At 70.6% G+C, this 22,062-nt stretch carries 15 protein-coding genes; 10 read left to right on the forward strand and 5 right to left on the reverse strand.

The genetic code is table 11. The features are described 5' to 3' along the window. The first annotated feature begins 50 nt into the window (after positions 1-50). The 10 genes from acnA (at position 51) to Sfr03f_RS04160 (ending at position 15,404) form a co-directional block, all read left to right on the forward strand. Positions 51-2,768, forward strand: coding sequence for an aconitate hydratase AcnA (acnA, locus tag Sfr03f_RS04115; protein ID WP_108952307.1), 2,718 nt, complete (start codon positions 51-53; stop codon positions 2,766-2,768). Positions 2,769-3,125: 357 nt separating this feature from the next. After that, positions 3,126-4,595: an N-acetylglucosamine/diacetylchitobiose ABC transporter substrate-binding protein gene (ngcE, locus tag Sfr03f_RS04120; protein WP_108952308.1), complete on the forward strand. Its 1,470-nt coding sequence runs from the start codon at positions 3,126-3,128 to the stop codon at positions 4,593-4,595. A gap of 100 nt (positions 4,596-4,695) precedes the next feature. After that, entirely contained in the window at positions 4,696-5,619 is a 924-nt protein-coding gene (locus Sfr03f_RS04125; RefSeq protein ID WP_108952309.1) for a carbohydrate ABC transporter permease, read from the forward strand. Positions 5,620-5,622: 3 nt separating this feature from the next. Next, positions 5,623-6,561, forward strand: a complete 939-nt coding sequence (locus Sfr03f_RS04130) for a carbohydrate ABC transporter permease (protein WP_108952310.1) — start codon at positions 5,623-5,625, stop codon at positions 6,559-6,561. Between the two features lie 205 nt (positions 6,562-6,766). Next, positions 6,767-7,969 carry an ROK family transcriptional regulator gene (locus tag Sfr03f_RS04135; protein WP_108953429.1) on the forward strand — a complete coding sequence of 401 codons (1,203 nt, stop codon included), beginning with the start codon at positions 6,767-6,769 and terminating at the stop codon, positions 7,967-7,969. 175 nt (positions 7,970-8,144) lie between these two features. Continuing rightward, complete coding sequence (locus tag Sfr03f_RS04140) at positions 8,145-9,200, forward strand: sugar ABC transporter substrate-binding protein (RefSeq protein WP_372514434.1); 1,056 nt, start codon at positions 8,145-8,147, stop codon at positions 9,198-9,200. 277 nt (positions 9,201-9,477) lie between these two features. Next, positions 9,478-10,269 (forward strand): ATP-binding cassette domain-containing protein, encoded by a 792-nt coding sequence (locus tag Sfr03f_RS04145; RefSeq protein ID WP_108952311.1) that lies wholly within the window; start codon positions 9,478-9,480, stop codon positions 10,267-10,269. Then, a complete protein-coding gene (locus tag Sfr03f_RS04150; RefSeq protein WP_108952312.1) occupies positions 10,266-11,564 on the forward strand; it encodes a sugar ABC transporter permease in 1,299 nt (432 codons plus the stop codon). The genes Sfr03f_RS04145 and Sfr03f_RS04150 overlap by 4 nt, the downstream gene beginning before the upstream one ends. A 223-nt stretch (positions 11,565-11,787) precedes the next feature. Continuing rightward, entirely contained in the window at positions 11,788-13,713 is a 1,926-nt protein-coding gene (gene dxs / locus Sfr03f_RS04155; protein WP_108952313.1) for a 1-deoxy-D-xylulose-5-phosphate synthase, read from the forward strand. A 182-nt stretch (positions 13,714-13,895) separates the two neighbouring features. Continuing rightward, positions 13,896-15,404: an amino acid permease gene (locus tag Sfr03f_RS04160; protein ID WP_108952314.1), complete on the forward strand. Its 1,509-nt coding sequence runs from the start codon at positions 13,896-13,898 to the stop codon at positions 15,402-15,404. 93 nt (positions 15,405-15,497) lie between these two features. Here the strand turns inward: Sfr03f_RS04160 and Sfr03f_RS04165 are convergent, their stop codons facing one another. From Sfr03f_RS04165 to Sfr03f_RS04185, 5 genes are all read right to left on the reverse strand, one after another. Further along, on the reverse strand, positions 15,498-15,890 hold the full coding sequence (locus Sfr03f_RS04165) for a PIN domain-containing protein (protein WP_108952315.1): 393 nt from the start codon (positions 15,888-15,890) through the stop codon (positions 15,498-15,500). Positions 15,891-16,032: 142 nt separating this feature from the next. Next, entirely contained in the window at positions 16,033-18,162 is a 2,130-nt protein-coding gene (locus Sfr03f_RS04170; protein WP_108952316.1) for a 3-hydroxyacyl-CoA dehydrogenase NAD-binding domain-containing protein, read from the reverse strand. After that, on the reverse strand, positions 18,159-19,376 hold the full coding sequence (locus tag Sfr03f_RS04175; protein WP_108952317.1) for a thiolase family protein: 1,218 nt from the start codon (positions 19,374-19,376) through the stop codon (positions 18,159-18,161). The genes Sfr03f_RS04170 and Sfr03f_RS04175 overlap by 4 nt, the downstream gene beginning before the upstream one ends. Before the next feature lie 396 nt (positions 19,377-19,772). Continuing rightward, positions 19,773-21,074, reverse strand: coding sequence for an HRDC domain-containing protein (locus Sfr03f_RS04180; RefSeq protein WP_108952318.1), 1,302 nt, complete (start codon positions 21,072-21,074; stop codon positions 19,773-19,775). Positions 21,075-21,165: 91 nt separating this feature from the next. Further along, positions 21,166-21,825 carry a helix-turn-helix transcriptional regulator gene (locus Sfr03f_RS04185; RefSeq protein ID WP_108952319.1) on the reverse strand — a complete coding sequence of 220 codons (660 nt, stop codon included), beginning with the start codon at positions 21,823-21,825 and terminating at the stop codon, positions 21,166-21,168. Between the last annotated feature and the right edge of the window lie 237 nt (positions 21,826-22,062).

Raw genomic sequence — 22,062 nt, forward strand, 5'->3', positions numbered from 1 at the left:
GTGGTACGCGCACATGCGGTGGTACGCGCACATGAATGAAGGAGACTGTCGTGTCGGCGAACAGCTTCGACGCCCGCAGCACGCTGCAGGTGGGCGACGAGTCGTACGAGATCTTCCGGCTGGACAAGGTGGAGGGCTCGGCCCGCCTGCCGTACAGCCTCAAGGTCCTGCTGGAGAACCTGCTGCGCACCGAGGACGGTGCGAACATCACCGCAGACCACATCCGTGCGCTCGGCGGCTGGGACTCGCAGGCCCAGCCCTCGCAGGAGATCCAGTTCACGCCGGCCCGCGTGATCATGCAGGACTTCACCGGCGTGCCCTGTGTCGTGGACCTCGCCACCATGCGTGAGGCCGTGAAGGAGCTCGGCGGCGACCCGTCGAAGATCAACCCGCTGGCCCCGGCCGAGCTGGTCATCGACCACTCGGTCATCGCCGACAAGTTCGGCAGCAACGACGCGTTCGCCCAGAACGTGGAGCTGGAGTACGGCCGCAACCGCGAGCGCTACCAGTTCCTGCGCTGGGGCCAGACCGCGTTCGACGAGTTCAAGGTCGTCCCGCCGGGCACCGGCATCGTCCACCAGGTGAACATCGAGCACCTCGCGCGCACCGTCATGGTGCGGGGCGGCCAGGCCTACCCCGACACCCTGGTGGGCACCGACTCGCACACCACCATGGTCAACGGCCTCGGCGTCCTCGGCTGGGGCGTCGGCGGCATCGAGGCCGAGGCCGCCATGCTCGGCCAGCCGGTCTCCATGCTGATCCCGCGCGTCGTCGGCTTCAAGCTGACCGGCGAGCTGCAGCCCGGCACCACCGCCACCGACCTGGTGCTCACCATCACCGAGATGCTGCGCAAGCACGGCGTCGTCGGCAAGTTCGTCGAGTTCTACGGCGAGGGCGTCGCCGCCACCTCGCTGGCCAACCGCGCCACCATCGGCAACATGTCGCCGGAGTTCGGCTCCACCGCCGCGATCTTCCCGATCGACGGCGAGACGCTGAACTACCTCAAGCTCACCGGCCGCAGCGAGCAGCAGGTCGCGCTGGTCGAGGCGTACGCCAAGGAGCAGGGCCTCTGGCTGGACCCGTCCGCCGAGCCGGACTTCTCCGAGAAGCTCGAGCTGGACCTGTCCACCGTCGTCCCGTCGATCGCCGGCCCCAAGCGCCCGCAGGACCGCATCGTCCTGGCGAACGCCGCCGAGCAGTTCAAGACGGACGTCCGCAACTACGTGACGGACGAGATGGAGGCGAGCATCGAGTCCTTCCCCGGCTCCGACGCCCCCTCCACCCTCCCGGACGCCACCCCGTCCAAGCCGGTCCTCGTCACCGCCCCCGACGGCTCGACCTACGAGCTGGACCACGGTGCCGTGACCGTCGCCGCGATCACCTCCTGCACCAACACCTCGAACCCGTACGTCATGGTCGCCGCCGCGCTGGTGGCCAAGAAGGCGGTCGAGAAGGGCCTGACCCGCAAGCCGTGGGTCAAGACCACCCTCGCCCCGGGCTCCAAGGTCGTCACCGACTACTTCGACAAGGCGGGCCTGACCCCCTACCTCGACAAGGTCGGCTTCAACCTGGTCGGCTACGGCTGCACCACCTGCATCGGCAACTCCGGCCCGCTGCCGGACGAGGTCTCCCAGGCGGTCAACGAGCACGACCTGGCGGTCACCTCGGTGCTCTCCGGCAACCGCAACTTCGAGGGCCGGATCAACCCGGACGTCAAGATGAACTACCTGGCGTCCCCGCCGCTGGTCGTCGCGTACGCCCTGGCCGGCTCCATGAAGGTGGACATCACCAAGGAGGCCCTGGGCGTCGACCAGGACGGCAACCCGGTCTTCCTCAAGGACATCTGGCCCTCCGAGGCCGAGGTCAACGAGGTCGTCGCCTCCGCCATCGGCGAGGACATGTTCAACAAGTCCTACCAGGACGTCTTCGCGGGCGACGCCCAGTGGCAGGCGCTCCCGATCCCGACCGGCGACACCTTCGAGTGGGACGCCGAGTCCACCTACGTGCGCAAGCCCCCGTACTTCGAGGGCATGACCATGGAGACCACGCCGGTCGAGGACATCACCGGCGCGCGTGTCCTGGCCAAGCTGGGCGACTCGGTCACCACCGACCACATCTCCCCGGCCGGCGCCATCAAGGCCGACACCCCGGCCGGCAAGTACCTCACCGAGCACGGTGTGGAGCGTCGTGACTTCAACTCCTACGGCTCGCGCCGCGGCAACCACGAGGTCATGATCCGCGGCACGTTCGCCAACATCCGCCTGCGCAACCAGATCGCGCCGGGCACCGAGGGCGGCTACACGCGTGACTTCACGCAGGAGGGCGGCCCGGTCGCTTTCATCTACGACGCCTCGCAGAACTACCAGGCCGCCGGCGTTCCGCTGGTCGTCCTGGCCGGCAAGGAGTACGGCTCCGGTTCGTCCCGCGACTGGGCGGCCAAGGGCACCGCGCTCCTGGGCGTCAAGGCCGTCATCGCCGAGTCCTACGAGCGCATCCACCGCTCGAACCTGATCGGCATGGGCGTCCTGCCGCTGCAGTTCCCGGAGGGCCAGACGGCCTCCACCCTCGGCCTCACCGGTGAGGAGACCTTCTCCTTCTCCGGCGTGACCGAGCTGAACAACGGCACCACGCCGCGGACGGTCAAGGTCACCACCGACACCGGTGTGGAGTTCGACGCGGTCGTCCGCATCGACACCCCCGGCGAGGCGGACTACTACCGCAACGGCGGCATCATGCAGTACGTGCTGCGCAGCCTGATCCGCAAGTAGATCTTCCGCTGCCCCAGGCCGGGCCGCGTCCTCCTTCCCGGGAGGACGCGGCCCGGCCGTCGTTTTCCCCGCGGCGTGTCCCGGAGGTCTCAACTAGGAAAAGACCCGTCGCAACCCTGTGCGCGATCTTGTCCACGCGCGGAGAGTGGACTATACCTGTCGGTCATCGTCCGGGTCCGGAGGAGGAGGGGAGGGCAACACACCGAAGCCCCTGCCTTCCCCGCCTGTCAGGGCCTTGACGCTGTATGTGTTTCTGGCACCACCCGCACCACCCCTGCACGACCCAGCTCGACCGACCGCGGTGCCGGGGAGGAACCGGTTCACCGCCTGAGTCCTGGAGAAGGCGAGGACTTGCGCATGGGATCCACTTCCGCCGATGCCGAGAACAACACGAGCGGCGCGGTCGACGGCGTCGGACGCCGTGACCTGATCAAGCGGTCCGCCGCGCTCGGCCTGGCCGCCGTGCCGGCCACCGGCTTCCTCTCCGCCTGCGCCAGCGGCGGCGGGGACGAGGCGGCCGACACGTCCGGGCAGGGACCGAAGACCGCGAAGAACCCCCTGGGTGTCACGGCGAACGCCCCGATGGAGTTCGTCCTCTTCAACGGCGGGTTCGGCAAGGAGTACGGCGAGGACGCCGTCAAGATCTACGAGAAGAACTTCCCCAAGTCCAAGGTGAAGTTCACCGCCACCCTGAAGATCCAGTCCACCCTGCAGCCGCGCTTCAACGGCGGCACCCCGCCGGACCTGATCGACAACTCCGGCGCCGAGCAGATGGACATGGGCGTCCTGGTCGGCCAGAAGCAGCTCGCCGACCTCACCCCGCTGCTGGACGCCCCGTCCTACGACGACCCGGCCAAGAAGGTCCGCGACACGCTGCGGCCCGGCATCGTCGAGATGGGCCAGTTCGACGGCGACCCGGTGTACATCATGTACTACGCGTACACCACCTACGGCGTCTGGTACTCGCAGAAGGCCCTCGACGAGCTCGAGGTGGAGTACCCGGAGACCTGGGACGACATGCTCGCCGTCTGCGCGAAGGCGAAGAAGAAGGGCACGGCGGGCTGGACCTACCCGGGCCAGTACCCCTACTACATCCCCTTCTCGCTCTACGCGATGATCGGCAAGGTCGGCGGCGCCGACGTGCTCAAGGCGATCGACAACCTGGAGCCGAACGCCTGGAAGCACCCGGCCGTCAAGGCCTGCTTCGAGGCGTACTACGAGCTCTACCGGAAGGGCTACATCCTCAAGGGCACGCCGGGCCTCTCGCACACCCAGTCGCAGGCGGCCTGGGCCGAGGGCAAGGCGCTGTTCATCCCGAACGGCTCGTGGGTGGAGAACGAGTCGGCGGACGTCATCCCGGCCGACTTCGGGGTGTCGATAGGAGCCCCCTCCGGCCTGGACAGCTCCGACAAGATGCCCTTCGGCACCCTCTGGGCGTCCGGCGCCGAGCCCTTCGTCGTCCCGGCCAAGGCCAAGAACCCGTCCGGCGGCATGGAGCAGCTGCGCATCATGCTCAGCGAGGAGTCGTCGAAGAACTTCACCTCCAAGGTGAAGTCGCTGTCCGCGCTGAACGGCGGCACCGACGGCATCGAGCTGACCCCGGGCCTCAAGTCGGGTGTCGCCGCGCTGGAGAAGGCGGGCGACAACATCCTCAACCCGCGCATCCAGGACTGGTACGTCGCCCTCCAGAAGGAGAAGATCGGCACCGGCGGCATCGGCGAGATGATGGCCGGCCGGCTCACCCCGGCCGAGGCGATCAAGAAGATCCAGGGCTACGCCGACGAGGCGGCCAAGGACGACTCCATCAAGCACTACAAGCACGCGTGAGCCCGCCCGCCGGGCGCGGTCCGTCCTCGGACGTCCCGACCGCGCCCGGCGGAGGCCACCCCCGCCGTACCCACCGCCGCACAGATCGGGTCACCAGCGGATGCAGCACGGTAAGTACCGCTTCATCGTCGGGTTCCTGACGGTCCCCCTGGCGTTGTACGCCATCTTCGTCGTCTGGCCCTTCATCCAGTCGATCTTCTACTCCTTCACCAACTGGTCCGGCCTCAGCCCGGAGTTCTCCATGGTGGGGATCGACAACTACACGCGCCTGGTCGAGGACGACGTCTTCTGGAAGTCGCTCTGGCACAGCGTGCTGTTCGCTCTGCTCGTCCCGCTGGTGACCATCGGTCTGGCGCTCTTCCTGGCCTTCATGGTCAACGTGGGCGGCCGCAAACGGCGCGGCGGTCCGGCGGTCACCGGCGTGCGCGGATCGTCGTTCTACAAGATCGTCTACTTCTTCCCGCAGGTGCTGTCGATCGTCATCGTCGCCCTGCTCTTCCAGTTCATCTACAACCCGCGCAGCGGCGTGCTGAACGCCCTGCTCTCGGGGATCGGACTGGACGCGCAGCCCGAGTGGCTGGGCGACCCCGACCTGGCCCTGTGGTGCGTGATGGCCGTGGTCGTCTGGGCGACGGTCGGCTTCTTCGTGGTGCTGTTCTCGGCCGGCATGGCCTCCATCCCCGCCGAGCTCTACGAGGCCGCCCTGCTGGACGGCGCGAGCCGGGTCACCACCTTCTTCAAGGTCACCCTGCCGCTGCTGTGGGACACCGTGCAGTCCGGCTGGGTCTACATCGGCATCCTCGCCCTGGGCGCCGAGTCGTTCGCCGTGGTGCAGATCATGACGGTCGGCCCCGGCGGTCCCGACTACTCGACCACCGTCATGGTCCTGTACGTGTACCAGAAGGCGTTCCGTGACGGCCAGGCCGCCTACGCGACCACCATCGGCGTCGCCCTGCTCGTCGTCACGCTGGCGTTCGCCGCCCTCGTGATGCGACTGGGCCGCCGCGAGCGGCTGGAGTACTGAGAGATGAAGACCGACACCCCGCCGCCCGGCGACGACGCCGTCCTCCCCGGCCCCGGCGCCCTGACCAGCCGCGCCTCCGAGCGTCCGGAGCGCCCGGCGCGCCGGACCAAGGAGGGCGAGGGCAAGGTCCTCAACGTCTTCTCGCACGGCGTGCTGGTGCTGTGGGCGATCATGGTCACCCTGCCGCTGCTGTGGGCCGTGATGACCGCCTTCAAGGACAACCGGTCGATCCTCAGCTCCCCCTGGTCGCTCCCGGACAGCCTGCACTTCGACAACTTCACGCGGGCGTGGACCGAGGCGCAGATCGGCGACTACTTCTTCAACACGGTCGTCGTGGTGGGCGGTTCGCTGATCGGCACGCTGGTGCTCGGGTCCATGGCGGCCTACGTCCTGGCCCGGTTCGAGTTCCCGGGCAACCGGCTCGTCTACTTCCTGTTCGTCGGCGGGATGAGCTTCCCGGTGATGCTCGCGCTGGTGCCGCTGTTCTACGTGGTGAACAACATCGGCCTGCTGAACACCACGCACGGACTGATCCTGGTCTACATCGCGTACTCGCTGCCGTTCACCGTCTTCTTCCTCACCTCCTTCTTCCGCACGCTGCCCACCTCCATCGCGGAGGCCGCCTTCGTCGACGGCGCCTCGCACACCCGGACGTTCTTCCAGGTGATGCTGCCGATGGCGAAGCCCGGCCTGATCAGCGTCGGGATCTTCAACTTCCTCGGCCAGTGGAACCAGTACATGCTGCCCACGGTGCTCAACACCGAGGAGGACCAGCGGGTGCTCACCCAGGGCCTGGTGCAGATGACGGCGGTCGCCGGCTACAAGAGCGACTGGTCGGCGCTCTTCGCCGGCCTGGTGCTGGCCATGCTGCCGGTGCTCGGCGCCTACATCGTCTTCCAGCGGCAGGTCGTCCAGGGCCTCACCGCGGGCGCGCTGAAGTAGTCCGGCGGCCGCGCACCGGTTGGGTCCGCGGCCGCAAGCGGCACGAAGCACCCGGAAGCGGTCCCAAGCAGACCCCCGGTGTTCGCCTCCCGTTCAACGATCTGGTTCCACCTCTTGACGCAACGGTCGGCAAACCGATCAGCTTGGACTTCACTAGTTGGACAAGGCGGGGCCTCGCCGGAGCGGCCCCGTGCGGGAGGTCACCGTGGAGACTCCAGGCTCGCAGTCGTCACTGCACCGGGCAAACCTGGAGAGAGTGGTCAGAGCGGTACGTCTCGCCGGATCCCTGACCCAGGCGGAGATCGCCCGGACCACCGGTCTGTCGGCGGCGACCGTGTCGAACATCGTCCGGGAACTGAAGGACGCCGGAATGGTCGAGGTGACCCCCACCTCGGCCGGCGGCCGCCGTGCGCGGTCGGTCTCGCTGAGCGGGGACGCCGGCATCGTGGTCGGCATCGACTTCGGCCACTCCCACCTGCGCGTGGCGCTGGGCAACCTGGCCCACCAGGTGCTGGCCGAGGAGACCGAGCCGCTGGACGTGGACGTCTCCGCGGACCAGGGCTTCGACCGGGCCGAGCAGCTGGTGCGCCGCCTGGCCGAGAGCGTCGGAGCCGACCGCGGCAAGATCGCCGGGGTCGGCCTGGGCGTGCCGGGCCCCATCGACCTGCAGTCGGGCACGCTCGGCTCCACGGCCATCCTCCCCGGCTGGCGCGGCACCCGGCCCGCCGAGGAACTGCAGGCCAGGCTGGGCGTGCCCGTCCACGTGGACAACGATGCCAACCTCGGCGCGCTCGGCGAGCTGACCTGGGGGAGCGGCCGGGGCGTCAAGGACCTGGCCTACATCAAGGTGGCCAGCGGCGTCGGCGCCGGCCTGGTCATCGACGGCAAGATCTACCGCGGCCCCGGCGGCACGGCGGGGGAGATCGGGCACATCACGCTCGACGAGTCGGGCCCGGTGTGCCGCTGCGGCAACCGCGGCTGTCTGGAGACCTTCACCGCGGCCCGCTACGTGCTGCCGCTGCTGCAGCCCACCCACGGCCCGGAACTGACCATGGAGTCCATGGTGCGCCTGGCCAAGGAGGGCGACCCGGGCTGCCGGCGGGTGATCGGCGACATCGGGCGCCACGTCGGCAGCGGGGTGGCCAATCTCTGCAACCTGCTCAACCCCGGCCGGATCGTGATCGGCGGGGACCTCGCCGAGGCGGGGGAGCTGATGCTGGGTCCGATCCGCGAGTCGGTGGGCCGGTACGCCATCCCGAGCGCCGCTCGGCAACTGTCCGTGGTGCCCGGGGGGCTCGGCGGCAGGGCGGAGGTGCTGGGAGCGCTGGCGCTCGCGCTGAACGAGGTCGGTGACGCGGCCCTGCTCGGGGGCACGACGCTACGCTCCGTCGCTAACTCGTTCACTTAGAGAACACAAGCCGTCGTTGCAAGACCGTTAAGTATTCACTTCTTGACGCCAAACCAGAAAATCTTGTTGACTTCGGTCACTTACCTCGGCCGCGACGGTGCGGCCGCGTCAGGGAGGCACTCCTCTTATGAACAGCAAGATTCGTGGCGTTGTGATCGGCGCTGCCGCTGTTTCCATGGCTCTGGCCATGACCGCCTGTGGCAAGGCCGGCGACGACGACGCCAAGGACAAGGGCGCGTCGGGCGACAAGGGTGGCAAGTCCATCGGTCTGCTGCTGCCCGACACCGTCACCGCGCGGTACGAGAAGTTCGACAAGCCGTACTTCGAGGACAAGGTCAAGGCGCTCTGCTCGGACTGCACCGTCGAGTACGCGAACGCCGGCGCCGACCCCAACAAGCAGGCGCAGCAGGTCAGCGACATGATCACCAAGGGTGTCAAGGTGATCGTGGTCAGCGCCCAGGACTCCGCGGCCATCAAGTCCTCGGTGGAGGAGGCCAAGTCCAAGGGCGTCAAGGTCATCGCGTACGACCGCCTCGCCCAGGGCCCGGTGTCCGCCTACGTCTCCTTCGACAACGAGAAGGTCGGCCAGCTCCAGGGCGAGGCCCTCCTCGAGGGCCTCGGCGACAAGGCCGACCCGAAGTCGAAGATCGTCATGATCAACGGTGACGACGCCGACCCGAACGCCGCCCAGTTCAAGAAGGGCGCCCACAGCGCCCTGGACGGCAAGGTCGACATCGCCTACGAGCAGACCGGCCTCTGGAAGGACACGGTCGCCGCGGAGAAGATGTCCGCCGCCATCACCCAGCTCGGCAAGAAGAAGATCGCCGGCGTCTACTCCGCCAACGACGGCATGGCCGGTGGCATCGCCAACGTCCTCAAGGGCGAAGGCCTCGGCGACATCCCGCTGACCGGTCAGGACGCGGAGCTCGCGGCCATCCAGCGCATCGTCGCCGGCACCCAGTACGCCACGGTCTACAAGGCGTTCAAGCCGCAGGCCGAGGCCGCCGCCGAGGTCGCGGTCAAGCTGCTCAACGGCGAGGACATCAAGTCCCTGGCCTCCTCCGAGGTCACCAGCGGCTCCGGCGACAAGGTTCCCGCCCAGCTGCTGACCCCGGTGTCCGTGACCCAGAAGAACATCAAGGACACCGTGGTCAAGGACGGCCTGTACACGGTCGAGGAGATCTGCTCCGGCGAGTTCGCCAAGGCCTGCGAGAAGGCCGGCCTCAAGTAACACCCGGCTCCGCCCGGCCGCCCCGCGAGGGCGGCCGGACGGGCCCGGCGGCGGGAGACGCCGGGGCCACCCCGTCCCTCCCGCCGCCCACCCCACCCCCGCCCGGCCCTTGCCCCGTCCCGTCCCCCTCGGGACGGCTCGGGGCAGCGGCCGGTCGGCACCCCAGGAGCGCGCCCCCACGAGCGCGCGCCCACCCCGTACATCCTGTGCGTTCGCACATCCCACCGCGTTCTTCCCCCGGAACGCGGCATCCCCGCCGGGTCAGGCGGCGAAGGAGATGATTCACGTGTCCGCTACGCCCGTGCTGGCGTTGCGCGGAGCCTCCAAGCGTTTCGGTGCGGTCCAGGCCCTCACCGACGTCAACCTGGAGGTCCACGCCGGAGAGGTCGTCGCGCTGGTCGGCGACAACGGCGCCGGAAAGTCGACGCTCGTCAAGGCGATCGCCGGCGTCCACCCCATCGACGAGGGCGCCATCGAGTGGGAGGGCCGCCCGGTCCAGATCCACAAGCCCCACGACTCCCAGGAGCTGGGCGTCGCGACCGTCTACCAGGACCTCGCCCTGTGCGACAACCTGGACGTCGTCGGCAACCTGTACCTCGGCCGTGAGCTGCGCCGTCGCGGCGTGCTCGACGAGGTCACCATGGAGCAGAAGGCCCGCGAGCTGCTGAGCACGCTGTCCATCCGCATCCCCAGCGTCCGCATCCCGATCGCCGGCCTCTCCGGCGGTCAGCGTCAGGTCGTCGCCATCGCGCGCGCCCTGATCGGCGACCCCAAGATCGTCATCCTCGACGAGCCCACCGCCGCCCTCGGCGTCGAGCAGACCGCCCAGGTCCTCGACCTGGTCGAGCGGCTGCGCGAGCGCGGGCTCGGCGTCATCCTCATCAGCCACAACATGGCCGACGTCAAGGCTGTCGCCGACACCGTCGCCGTGCTGCGCCTGGGCAAGAACAACGGCACCTTCCCCGTGAAGGACACCAGCCACGAAGAGATCATCGCCGCCATCACGGGCGCCACGGACAACGCCGTGACCCGTCGCGCGGGGCGTCGCACCACGGAGGCGGCAAAGTGAGCGACACGACCAAGACCCCCACCCCGGCCCCGGCCGAGGACCCCACCGCCGCCGCGGCGGCCGCCCCGGCCGTCGACCCCCGCCTGCTGGTGCGCGAAGAGGGCTTCAAGGGCTACATCACCGAGTTCAAGCGCAAGGTCAAGGGCGGTGAGCTGGGCTCCATCCCGGTCGTCATCGGCCTGATCGTCATCGCGACGATCTTCCAGCTGAACAACGACCGCTTCCTGAGCGCCGACAACCTGTCGAACATCGGCTACTACATGGCGGCCACCGGCATGCTCGCCATCGGCCTGGTCTTCGTGCTGCTGCTCGGCGAGATCGACCTCTCGGTCGGCTCGGTCAGCGGCCTGGCCGCCGCCGTGTTCGCCGTCGTGGTGACCAAGCACGGCATGGACGCCTGGCTGGCCCTGCTGCTCACGATCGTCACCGGTGTCGCCATCGGCGCGCTGCACGGCTGGTTCTTCGCCAAGATAGGCGTGCCCGCGTTCGTCGTCACGCTGGCCGGCTTCCTCGGCTGGAACGGCCTCATGCTGTGGCTGCTCGGCTCCAGCGGCACCATCAACATCCCCTCCGACGAGGGCCCGGTGCGCCTGCTGGGCAAGGCGTCCTTCCTGCTCGACCAGGACATCGTCGGCGCCTACCTGCTGGCCGGCCTCGCCGTCCTGTCCCTGCTCGTCGGCTCCTTCATGGACCAGCGCCGCCGCCGCGCGGCCGGCGTCCCGTTCCGCCCGACCAGCGAGATCGTGCTGCGGGTGGTCGCCCTGGCGATCGTCTCCTTCGCCGCGGCCATGGTGTTCAACAGCTCCGCGGGCGTGCCCAACGCGCTGGTGATCTTCCTGATCTGCCTGGTGATCGTCGACTTCGTCCTGCGCCGCACCTCGTTCGGCCGCAAGGTCTTCGCGGTCGGCGGCGGCGTCGAGGCGGCCCGCCGCGCGGGCATCAACGTCGAGCTGGTCCGCATCACCGTCTTCGCCATCGCGGGCGGCTTCGCGGCCATCGGCGGCATGTTCTTCGCCGGTCAGACCTCCAGCGCCACCATGCTGGCGGGCGGCGGCAACACCCTGATGCTGGCGATCGCCGCGGCGGTCATCGGCGGCACCAGCCTCTTCGGCGGCCGGGGCACGGTGTGGTCGGCCCTCCTGGGCATGCTGGTCATCCAGTCGATCAGCACGGGCCTGTCCCTGCTGAACATGGAGGCCTCGATCCAGTACATGATCACCGGCGCCGTCCTGCTCGGCGCGGTCGTCATCGACTCCGTCTCCCGGCGGAGCCAGAAGGCGGCGGGCCGGGCCTGACGCCCGACCCCAGCCCGCGGTGCCCGGCGTCCTCGTGACGCCGGGCACCCGGCGTTTTCCGCCCGGACGATCCGGCCCCGCCGGGGCCGCCACCCGGGAACCGCCCCTCCCGCCCGCACGTTCAGTCGTCAGGACGGACGGGGCAGTCCTGCGGGAGCAGGAGGGGAACATTAGACTCGACAGGCCCCGCAACGCTCAACAGCTCTACTGCAAGGAGGCACGGGTGCCGCTGCTGACCCGCATCAGGGGACCGCGCGATCTGGACCGGCTCACCCCGGCGCAGCTTGACCAGCTGGCGGAGGAGATCCGGACCTTCCTCGTCGACGCCGTCTCCAAGACCGGCGGCCACCTCGGCCCCAACCTCGGCGTGGTGGAGCTCACCATCGCTCTGCACCGGGTGTTCGAGTCCCCACGGGACAAGATCCTCTGGGACACCGGTCACCAGTCCTACGTGCACAAGCTGCTCACCGGGCGGCAGGACTTCTCCCGCCTGAAGATGAAGGGCGGCCTCTCCGGCTACCCCTCGCAGGCCGAGTCCGAGCACGACGTCATCGAGAACTCGCACGCCTCCACCGTCCTCGGCTGGGCCGACGGACTGGCCAAGGCCAACGAGATCCTCAAGAAGGACGACCACGTGGTCGCCGTCATCGGCGACGGCGCCCTCACCGGCGGCATGGCCTGGGAGGCGCTGAACAACATCGCCGCCGCCAAGGACCGCCCGCTGGTCATCGTGGTCAACGACAACGAGCGCTCCTACGCGCCCACCATCGGCGGCCTCGCCAACCACCTGGCCACGCTGCGCACCACCGACGGCTACGAGCGCTTCCTCGCCCGCACCAAGGAGGTGCTGGAGAAGACGCCGGTGGTCGGCCGCCCGCTCTACGACACGCTGCACGGCGCCAAGAAGGGCCTCAAGGACTTCATCGCGCCGCAGGGCATGTTCGAGGACCTCGGCCTGAAGTACGTCGGCCCGATCGACGGCCACGACATCGAGGCGCTGGAGTCCGCGCTGGCCCGCGCCAAGCGGTTCAACGGCCCGGTCATCGTGCACTGCCTCACCGAGAAGGGCCGCGGCTACCGCCCGGCGCTCGAGGACGAGGCGGATCGTTTCCACGCGGTCGGCAAGATCCACCCGGACACCGGCCTGCCGGTGGCCACCGCCGGCGCCGACTGGACGTCCGTCTTCGGCGAGGAGATGGTCGCGCTCGGCAAGGAGCGCGAGGACATCGTCGCGATCACCGCCGCGATGCTCCAGCCGGTCGGCCTGGACAAGTTCGCCCAGGAGTTCCCGGAGCGGGTCTTCGACGTCGGCATCGCCGAGCAGCACGGCGCGGTCTCCGCGGCGGGCCTGGCGACCGGCGGCCTGCACCCGGTCTTCGCGGTCTACGCGACCTTCCTCAACCGCGCCTTCGACCAGGTGCTGATGGACGTCGCCCTGCACAGGTGCGGCGTGACGTTCGTGCTGGACCGGGCCGGCGTGACCGGCACCGACGGCGCCTCCCACAACGGCATGTGGGACATGTCGATCCTGCAGGTCGTCCCCGGCCTGCGCCTCGCCGCCCCGCGCGACGCCGACCAGGTCCGCGCCCAGCTGCGCGAGGCCGTCGAGGTCGACGACGCGCCGACGGTGGTCCGCTTCTCCAAGGGCGCCGTCGGCCCCGCCGTGCCGGCCGTGGGCCGCGTCGGCGGGATGGACGTGCTCCGCGAGGCGGGCGCCGAGCGGCCGGACGTGCTGCTGGTCTCGGTGGGCGCGCTGGCCCCGATGTGCCTGGAGATCGCCTCCCTGCTGGAGAAGCAGGGCATCTCGACCACCGTCGTCGACCCGCGCTGGGTCAAGCCGGTGGACGAGCAGCTGGCGCCGCTCGCGGCACGTCACCGCGTGGTCGTCACGGTCGAGGACAACTCGCGTGTCGGCGGCGTCGGTTCGGCGGTCTCCCAGGCGCTGCGCGACGCGGGCGTCGACGTCCCGCTGCGCGACTTCGGCATCCCGCCGCAGTTCCTGGACCACGCCTCGCGGGCCGAGGTCCTCACCGAGATCGGGCTCACCGCCCCGGACATCGCCCGCCAGGTCACCGGGCTGGTCTCCCAGCTCGACGGCCGCGAGGGCTTCGAGTCCGCCCCGGCGAAGGCGGGCTCCGGCCGCGGCTGACGCCTCCCGCCGGGTCCCCTCCCGGCGCCCCTCCGGACGGTCACGCAGGACGACTGGGCCGGTTCCGTCACCCCGTTCGCTCATCCCGGTGACGGAACCGGTCCGATCGTCCTAACGGGCCGCAATCGGGGAAGACGGATGACACCCTCTCGACCGCGTCGGGGACCCATGGGAGGAAATCCGTGAGCAACAGCGTCTTCAGGACGAAGCAGGTCGAGCAGTCCATCGAGGGCACCGAGGCGTCGGAGCACAAGCTCAGCAAGACCCTCTCCGCGACGGACCTGACCGTCTTCGGCGTCGGCGTCATCATCGGCACCGGCATCTTCGTCCTCACGGGGCAGGTCGCGAAGGAGAACGCCGGCCCCTCGGTGGCGATCGCCTTCGTCGTGGCCGGCGTCGTCTGCGCCCTGGCCGCGCTGTGCTACGCGGAGTTCGCCTCCACCGTGCCGGTCGCCGGATCGGCGTACACCTTCTCCTACACCTCCCTGGGCGAGCTGCCCGCCTGGATCATCGGCTGGGACCTCGTCCTGGAGTTCGCGCTCGGCACCGCGGTGGTGGCCGTCGGCTGGTCCGGGTACATCCGGTCACTGCTGGACAACGCGGGCTGGACCCTGCCGAGCGTGATCTCCGGACGCGAGGGCGCCGACGGCTTCGGCTTCGACCTCCTCGCGGCGCTGCTGGTCCTGGTGCTCACCGTGGTGCTGGTCATCGGCATGAAGCTCTCCGCGCGGATCACCACCGTGGTCGTGGCGGTCAAGGTCGGCGTGGTGCTCCTGGTGATCGTCGCCGGCGCGTTCTTCATCAAGGCCGAGAACTACAAGCCGTTCGTCCCCGAGTCGGTCCCCCAGGAGGCGGGTGACGGGCTGCACGCACCGCTGATCCAGCTGATCGCCGGTTTCGCGCCGGCCAACTTCGGCGTGCTCGGCATCTTCACCGCCGCCTCGGTGGTCTTCTTCGCGTTCATCGGCTTCGACGTCGTCGCCACGGCGGCCGAGGAGACCCGCAACCCGCAGCGGGACATGCCGCGCGGCATCATGGGCTCCCTGCTGATCTGCACCACGCTCTACGTACTGGTGTCGCTCGTGGTCACCGGCATGCAGCACTACACCCGGCTGTCCGTCGACGCGCCCCTCGCCGACGCCTTCAAGGCCACCGGGCACCCGTTCTACGCCGGTGTCATCAGCTTCGGCGCGGCGGTCGGTCTCACCACGGTCTGCATGATCCTGCTGCTCGGCCAGACCCGGGTCTTCTTCGCGATGAGCCGCGACGGGCTGCTGCCGCGGTTCTTCTCCCACGTCCACCCGCGCTTCAAGACCCCCTACCGGCCGACCATCCTGCTCGGCGTGGTCATCGCGATCGTGGCCGGCTTCACGCGGCTCAGCGCGCTGGCGGAGCTGGTGAACATCGGCACGCTCTTCGCCTTCGTGGTCGTCGCGCTCAGCGTGATCATCCTTCGGCGCACCCGGCCGGACCTGCACCGCGCGTTCCGTACGCCGCTGGTGCCCGCGCTGCCGATCGTGTCGGTGCTGGCGTCGCTGTGGCTGATGCTGAACCTGCCGGCGGAGACGTGGATCCGGTTCGCGGTGTGGATGGCGATCGGCGTGGTCGTGTACTTCGCGTACAGCCGCCGCCGGAGCCTGCTGGCCCCCGGCAGGGAGGCCGAGGCCCGCGCGGCCCGTCAGCTCGACTGACCCGCACGGGGACGGCTCCCGGCGGGCCCGCCACCTGCGCGCCCGTGCCCCCGCTCGGCCGCGGACGGCGGGGGCCGGTGCGGCGGGGAGGGATCAGTCCCGGGCGGTGCGGGGGCCCGCCGTGGTGGCGCCGAGGGCGGTCACCCGCTGCCGGAGCCCACGGTCGGCGGTGACCACGACGCACGGCCGGCCGGGCCGGGCCCCGGCGACCAGTTCCACGATCCGGTCGTCGCCGCTGCCCGCCGCGGACTCCACGCGCACGCCCGGCACGGACTCCACCCCGCGCGCCGCGCCCTCCACGACCAGGACGATCTCCGCCGGTCCTGCCGGTCCCGCCGCGGCGGGCAGCCCGGGCAGCCCTCGCGCGGCGAGCCGGTCACGCAGCCGCTCCGCCGCACCCCTGCGGTCCCGCCACCACCCGTCGGGCACGGAGCCGACCACGTTGGCGGCGTCGACGATCACCAGCAGCGGCAGGTCCTCATCCATGGACCCACCCTCCCAGACGCCCCGGCCCCTCGCGCCGGCGGCAGGTCACCGCGGGAGGCGGGCCGGCACGGACCGGTACGGAAGCGGGAAGGGCCCCCGCCGAGTGGCGGGGGCCCTTCCGTTGCTCTGCCGCGCGTGGGTGTTACGCGGGGACCGACGCCACGCCCGGCGCCAGGAACCGCTTGCCGTTGACGCGCTCGGAGACGCCCTCACGGTCCAGGTACGGCGTGATGCCGCCCAGGTGGAAGGGCCAGCCCGCACCGGTGATCAGGCACAGGTCGATGTCCTGGGCCTCGGCCACGACGCCCTCGTCGAGCATCAGGCCGATCTCCTGGGCGACCGCGCCCAGGACCCGCTCGCGGACCTGCTCCTCGGACAGGACGGTGTCGCCCTGCTGCAGGAGCGCGGCGACCTCCGGGTCCAGCTCCGGCTTGCCGGAGTCGTAGACGTAGAAGCCGCGCTTGCCGGCCTCGACGACCCGCTTGAGGTTGCCGGAGACGGTGAAGCGGTCCGGGAACGCGCGGTGGAGCGTCTCGGAGACGTGCAGGCCGATGGCCGGACCGACCAGCTCCAGCAGCACCAGCGGGGACATCGGCAGGCCCAGCGGCTCGACCGCCTTCTCCGCCACGGCCACCGGGGTGCCCTCGTCGATCACGTTCTGCACCTCGCCCATGAAGCGGGTGAGGATGCGGTTGACGACGAACGCCGGGGCGTCCTTCACCAGCACCCCGGTCTTCTTCAGCTTGCGGGCGACGGCGAACGCCGTGGCCAGCGAGGCGTCGTCGGTCCGCTCGCCGCGGACGATCTCCAGCAGCGGCAGGACGGCGACCGGGTTGAAGAAGTGGAAGCCGACGACCCGCTCGGGGTTCTTCAGCTTCGACGCCATCTCGGTGATCGACAGCGACGAGGTGTTGGTCGCCAGGATCGCGTGGGCCGGGGCGACCGCCTCGACCTCGGCGAACACCTGCTGCTTGACGCCCATCTCCTCGAAGACGGCCTCGATGACGAAGTCCGCGTCCGAGAAGCCCTCGGCCTTGTCCAGGACACCGGTGACCAGCGCCTTGAGGCGGTTGGCCTTGTCCTGGTTGATGCGGCCCTTGCCGAGCAGCTTGTCGATCTCGGAGTGGACGTAGCCCACACCCTTGTCGATCCGCGCCTGGTCGATGTCGGTCAGCACGACCGGCACCTCGAGGCGGCGCAGGAACAGCAGCGCCAGCTGCGAGGCCATCAGGCCGGCGCCGACGACGCCCACCTTGGTGACCGGGCGGGCCAGCGACTTGTCCGGCGCGCCGGCCGGGCGCTTGGCGCGCTTCTGCACCAGGTTGAAGGCGTACAGGCCCGAGCGCAGCTCGTCGCCCATGATGAGGTCGGCGAGCGCCTCGTCCTCGGCGTCGTAACCGGCCTGCAGGTCGCCGTCCTTGGCGTTCTCGATGATCTCCAGCGCCCGGTAGGCGGCCGGGGCCGCGCCGTGCACCTTGGAGTCGGCGACGAACCGGCCGCGCGCGACGGCCTGGTCCCAGGCCTCACCGCGGTCGACCTCCGGGCGGTCGACGACGATCTCGCCCTTGAGGACGGCGGCCGTCCACACGAGCGACTGCTCGAGGAAGTCCGCGCCCTCGAACAGGGCGTCGGCGATGCCCAGCTCGAAGACCTGCTTGCCCTTGAGCTGGCGGTTCTGGCTGAGCGAGTTCTCGATGATCACCGAGACGGCCTTGTCCGCGCCGATCAGGTTCGGCAGCAGCGTGCAGCCGCCCCAGCCGGGGACCAGGCCGAGGAAGACCTCGGGGAGGGAGAACGCGGGCAGCGCGGCGGACACCGTGCGGTACCGGCAGTGCAGACCGACCTCGACGCCGCCGCCCATGGCCGCGCCGTTGTAGTACGCGAACGTCGGGACGGCCAGGGTGCCCAGACGCTTGAAGACGTCGTGGCCGCCCTTGCCGATCGCCACCGCGTGCTCGCGGTCCTTCAGCGCCTCGACGCCCTTGAGGTCGGCGCCGACGGCGAAGATGAACGGCTTGCCGGTGATGCCCACGCCGACGATCTCGCCGGCCGCGGCCTCACGCTCGACCTGGTCGATCGCCACGTCCAGCCTGGCCAGCGACTGCGGGCCGAAGGTGTTCGGCTTGGTGTGGTCGAAGCCGTTGTCCAGGGTGATCAGGGCGAAGCGGCCCGCACCCAGGGGGAGGTCGAAGTGGCGCACGTGCGCCTCGGTGACGACCTCGTCGGGGAACAGCTCGGCCGCACCCTTCAGCAGTTCAGCGACGTTGCTCACTTGTCCCCCTCGAAGTTCGGGTTCTCCCAGATGACCGTGGCGCCCATGCCGAGGCCGACGCACATGGTGGTGAGGCCGTAGCGGACGTGCGGCTGGTCCTCGAACTGACGGGCCAGCTGCGTCATCAGACGCACGCCGGAGGAGGCCAGCGGGTGGCCGTAGGCGATGGCGCCGCCGTACTGGTTCACGCGGGCGTCGTCGTCGGCGATGCCGTAGTGCTCGAGGAAGGCGAGCACCTGGACGGCGAAGGCCTCGTTGATCTCGAACAGGCCGATGTCCTCGATGGACAGGCCGGCCTTGGCGAGGGCCTTCTCGGTGGCCGGGATCGGGCCGTAGCCCATGACCTCGGGCTCCACGCCGGCGAAAGCGTAGGAGACCAGGCGCATCTTGACCGGCAGGCCGTTCTCGGTGGCGAACTCCTCGGAGGCGAGGAGCGCCGCGGTGGCGCCGTCGTTCAGACCGGCGGCGTTGCCCGCGGTGACGCGGCCGTGGACGCGGAACGGCGTCTTGAGGCCGGCCAGGTTCTCCAGCGTGGTGCCCGGGCGCATCGGCTCGTCGGCGGTGACCAGGCCGAAGCCGGTCTCGCCGGCCTCAGCGTTGGTGCGGCGGACCGAGATCGGGACCAGGTCCTGCTGGATCTTCCCGTTCGCGTACGCCTTGGCGGCCTTCTCCTGGGAGGCGACGGCGTACTTGTCCGCGCGCTCCTTGGTGATCGCCGGGTAGCGGTCGTGCAGGTTCTCGGCGGTCATGCCCATGAACAGGGCGGACTCGTCGACCAGCTTCTCGCTGACCAGCCGCGGGTTCGGGTCCACGCCCTCGCCCATGGGGTGGCGGCCCATGTGCTCCACGCCGCCGGCGATGACGGCGTCGTAGGCGCCGAAGGCGATGGAACCGGCGGTGGTGGTCACCGCGGTCATGGCGCCCGCGCACATGCGGTCGATGGAGTACCCCGGGACGCTCTGCGGGAGACCCGCGAGCACGCCGGCCGTGCGGCCCAGGGTCAGGCCCTGGTCGCCGATCTGGGTCGTCGCGGCGATCGCGACCTCGTCGATCTTCGCCGGGTCGAGGTTCGGGTTGCGGCGCAGCAGCTCCCGGATCGACTTCACGACGAGGTCGTCGGCGCGGGTCTCGTGGTAGATGCCCTTCGGGCCCGCCTTGCCGAACGGGGTACGGACGCCGTCGACGAAGACGACGTCCCTGACGGTACGAGGCACGATGGCTCTCCTCCAGGGGTGTGCGGACTGCGGCACTGCTGCGTGATGCTGCGGTGAGGGGCGCGGCTGAGCGCCCGCTCACCGGTCATGCTACTCGCGGGTAACCATTGTGCCCACCCCGGGAGCCCGACGCGTCGAAGGTCACATCCCCGCGTGAGGCGCGCCGCGGGGTGCCGTCCGCCCGTGCGTGACCACCCCGACGCCGCGTGGGCGTGCCGTCCCGCGCGTACGGCACCGGCCTGCGCCCACCCGTGCCGCCCAGCGGCACGATTGCCCGCAGGGTGCGGCCCGAGAGCTTGGGGCAGGGCGGGCGTAGGCAGCGCGTCCGCGCGGGGCGGCAACGCCCACGCCGCCCGCGCCCCGCCGAGGCGGTGGACGCGCTGCCCCGCGCCAGGGTCACGCCTTCGCGGCGAGGGCCTCGACCAGGAGGGGGGTGACCTGTTCGACCTGCCAGGGGCGGGCGCCGTGCGCGGCGAGCGCGGCGGACACCGAGGCCTCGTCGGCCGCGGCGGGCGGCGCCCAGCAGACCCGCCGCACCGTGTCCGGCGCGATCAGGTTCTCCTGCGGCATCCGCAGCTCCTCCGCCCGCGCCGACACCGCCGCCCGCGCCGCGGACAGCCGCGCGGCGGCCGCCGGGTCCTTGTCGGCCCAGGCCCGCGGCGGCGGAGGCCCCGCCACCGCCTGCCCCGGCAGCGGCAGCGCGCTCTCCGGCAGCGCCTTCGCCCGGTCCACGGCCGCCTGCCACTGCTCCAGCTGCCGCCGCCCGGTCCGGCTGCCGAACCCGCTCAGCGCGGACAGCGCCTGCACGTCGGCGGGCAGCGCCAGCGCCGCCTCCACGATCGCGGCGTCGCCCAGCACCTTGCCCGGCGAGACGTCCCGCCGCCGCGCGATGCGGTCCCGCGTCTCCCACAGCTCGCGGACCACGGCCAGCTGCCGCCGCCGGCGCACCTTGTGCATGCCGGAGGTGCGCCGCCAGGGGTCCTTGCGCGGCGCCGGCGGGGGAGCGGAGGCGATGGCGTCGAACTCCTGCAGGGCCCAGTCGAGCTTGCCCTGCCGCTCCAGCTCCTTCTCCAGCGCGTCGCGCAGGTCGACCAGCAGCTCCACGTCGAGCGCCGCGTACCGCAGCCACGGCTCAGGCAGCGGGCGCGTGGACCAGTCCACCGCGGAGTGGCCCTTCTCCAGCACGAAGCCGAGGACGTTCTCCACCATCGCGCCCAGTCCGACCCGGGGGAACCCGGCCAGCCGCCCGGCCAGCTCGGTGTCGAAGAGGCGGCTGGGAACCATGCCTATCTCCCGCAGGCACGGCAGGTCCTGGGTGGCGGCGTGCAGCACCCACTCGGCGTCGGCGATCGCCTCGCCCAGCGCGGTGAGGTCGGGGCAGGCCACCGGATCGATCAGCGCGCTCCCGGCGCCGGCGCGGCGCAGCTGCACGAGGTAGGCGCTCTGTCCGTAGCGGTAACCGGACGCCCGCTCGGCGTCGACGGCGACCGGGCCGGTGCCCGCGGCGAAGGCGGCGACGGTCGCCGCCAGGCCCTCCGCGTCGGCGATCACCGGCGGGATGCCCTCGCGGGGCTCGAGGAGGGGAACCGGCTCCGCCGCCCGGGACACGCCATCCCCGTCGGTTCCGCCGTCGTCCGGAGGGGCGCCTCCGGTGGTTCGCAGTGGGCTGTCTGCTGCGGTGTCATGGGCGTCGGTCACCTGTCAAGGGTATCTGTGTACCGGGCACATGCACCGCGCCCGCCGAGGGAACGTTCCCTCGGCGGGCGCGGTGTCCGGGCGTTCGGCCTGCTCAGTGGATGATGCCGGTGCGCAGGGCCACCGCGACCATGCCGGCCCGGTCGCCGGTGCCCAGCTTGCGGGCGATGCGCGCGAGGTGGCTCTTGACGGTCAGGGCGGACAGCCCCATGGAGACGCCGATCGCCTTGTTCGACTGGCCCTCCGCCACCAGCCGCAGGACCTCGACCTCACGGCCGGAGAGCTCGCGGTAGCCGCCCGGGTGGCTCGGGGAGCCCGGAGGGCGGCGGTGCATGCGGTGGGCCCCGCCGAGCGGGGCGGCGCCGGGACGGCCCGGCAGGCCGATGTTGGTGCGGGTGCCGGTGACGACATAGCCCTTGACTCCGCCGGCCAGGGCGTTGCGCACCGCGCCGATGTCGTCGGCGGCGGAGAGGGCCAGACCGTTGGGCCAGCCGGCGGCCCTGGTCTCCGACAGGAGGGTAAGGCCGGAACCATCCGGCAGGTGGACGTCCGCGACGCAGATGTCACGGGGGTTGCCGATGCGGGGACGAGCCTCCGCCACGGACGAGGCCTCGATCACGTCGCGCACTCCGAGCGCCCAGAGATGACGGGTCACGGTGGAGCGCACGCGCGGATCGGCCACGACGACCATCGCGGTGGGCTTGTTCGGGCGGTAGGCGACCAGGCTTGAGGGCTGCTCGAGGAGAACGGACACCAGGCCTCCTGGGTGGGGGGACGGAGCCGGCTCACGGGGGATGAAGCCGGGACGGAAGAACCGTGCTTGCTAGGTCACTGTCTGCTTCGGCACCGGACGGGTCCGCCTTTAGGGAACGATCACTATTTGGTGAGGGGAAATCGGGGCAATTCGGACGCGCGATCGATCATCCGAAGAACGGCGCGAGTCGAACCCTGTCGACGGACGGTCAGGCAAAGTCGGAAAGTGTCCGTATCG

The sequence above is a fragment of the Streptomyces fragilis genome (genome assembly GCF_003112515.1).
Lineage (GTDB): Bacteria > Actinomycetota > Actinomycetes > Streptomycetales > Streptomycetaceae > Streptomyces > Streptomyces fragilis.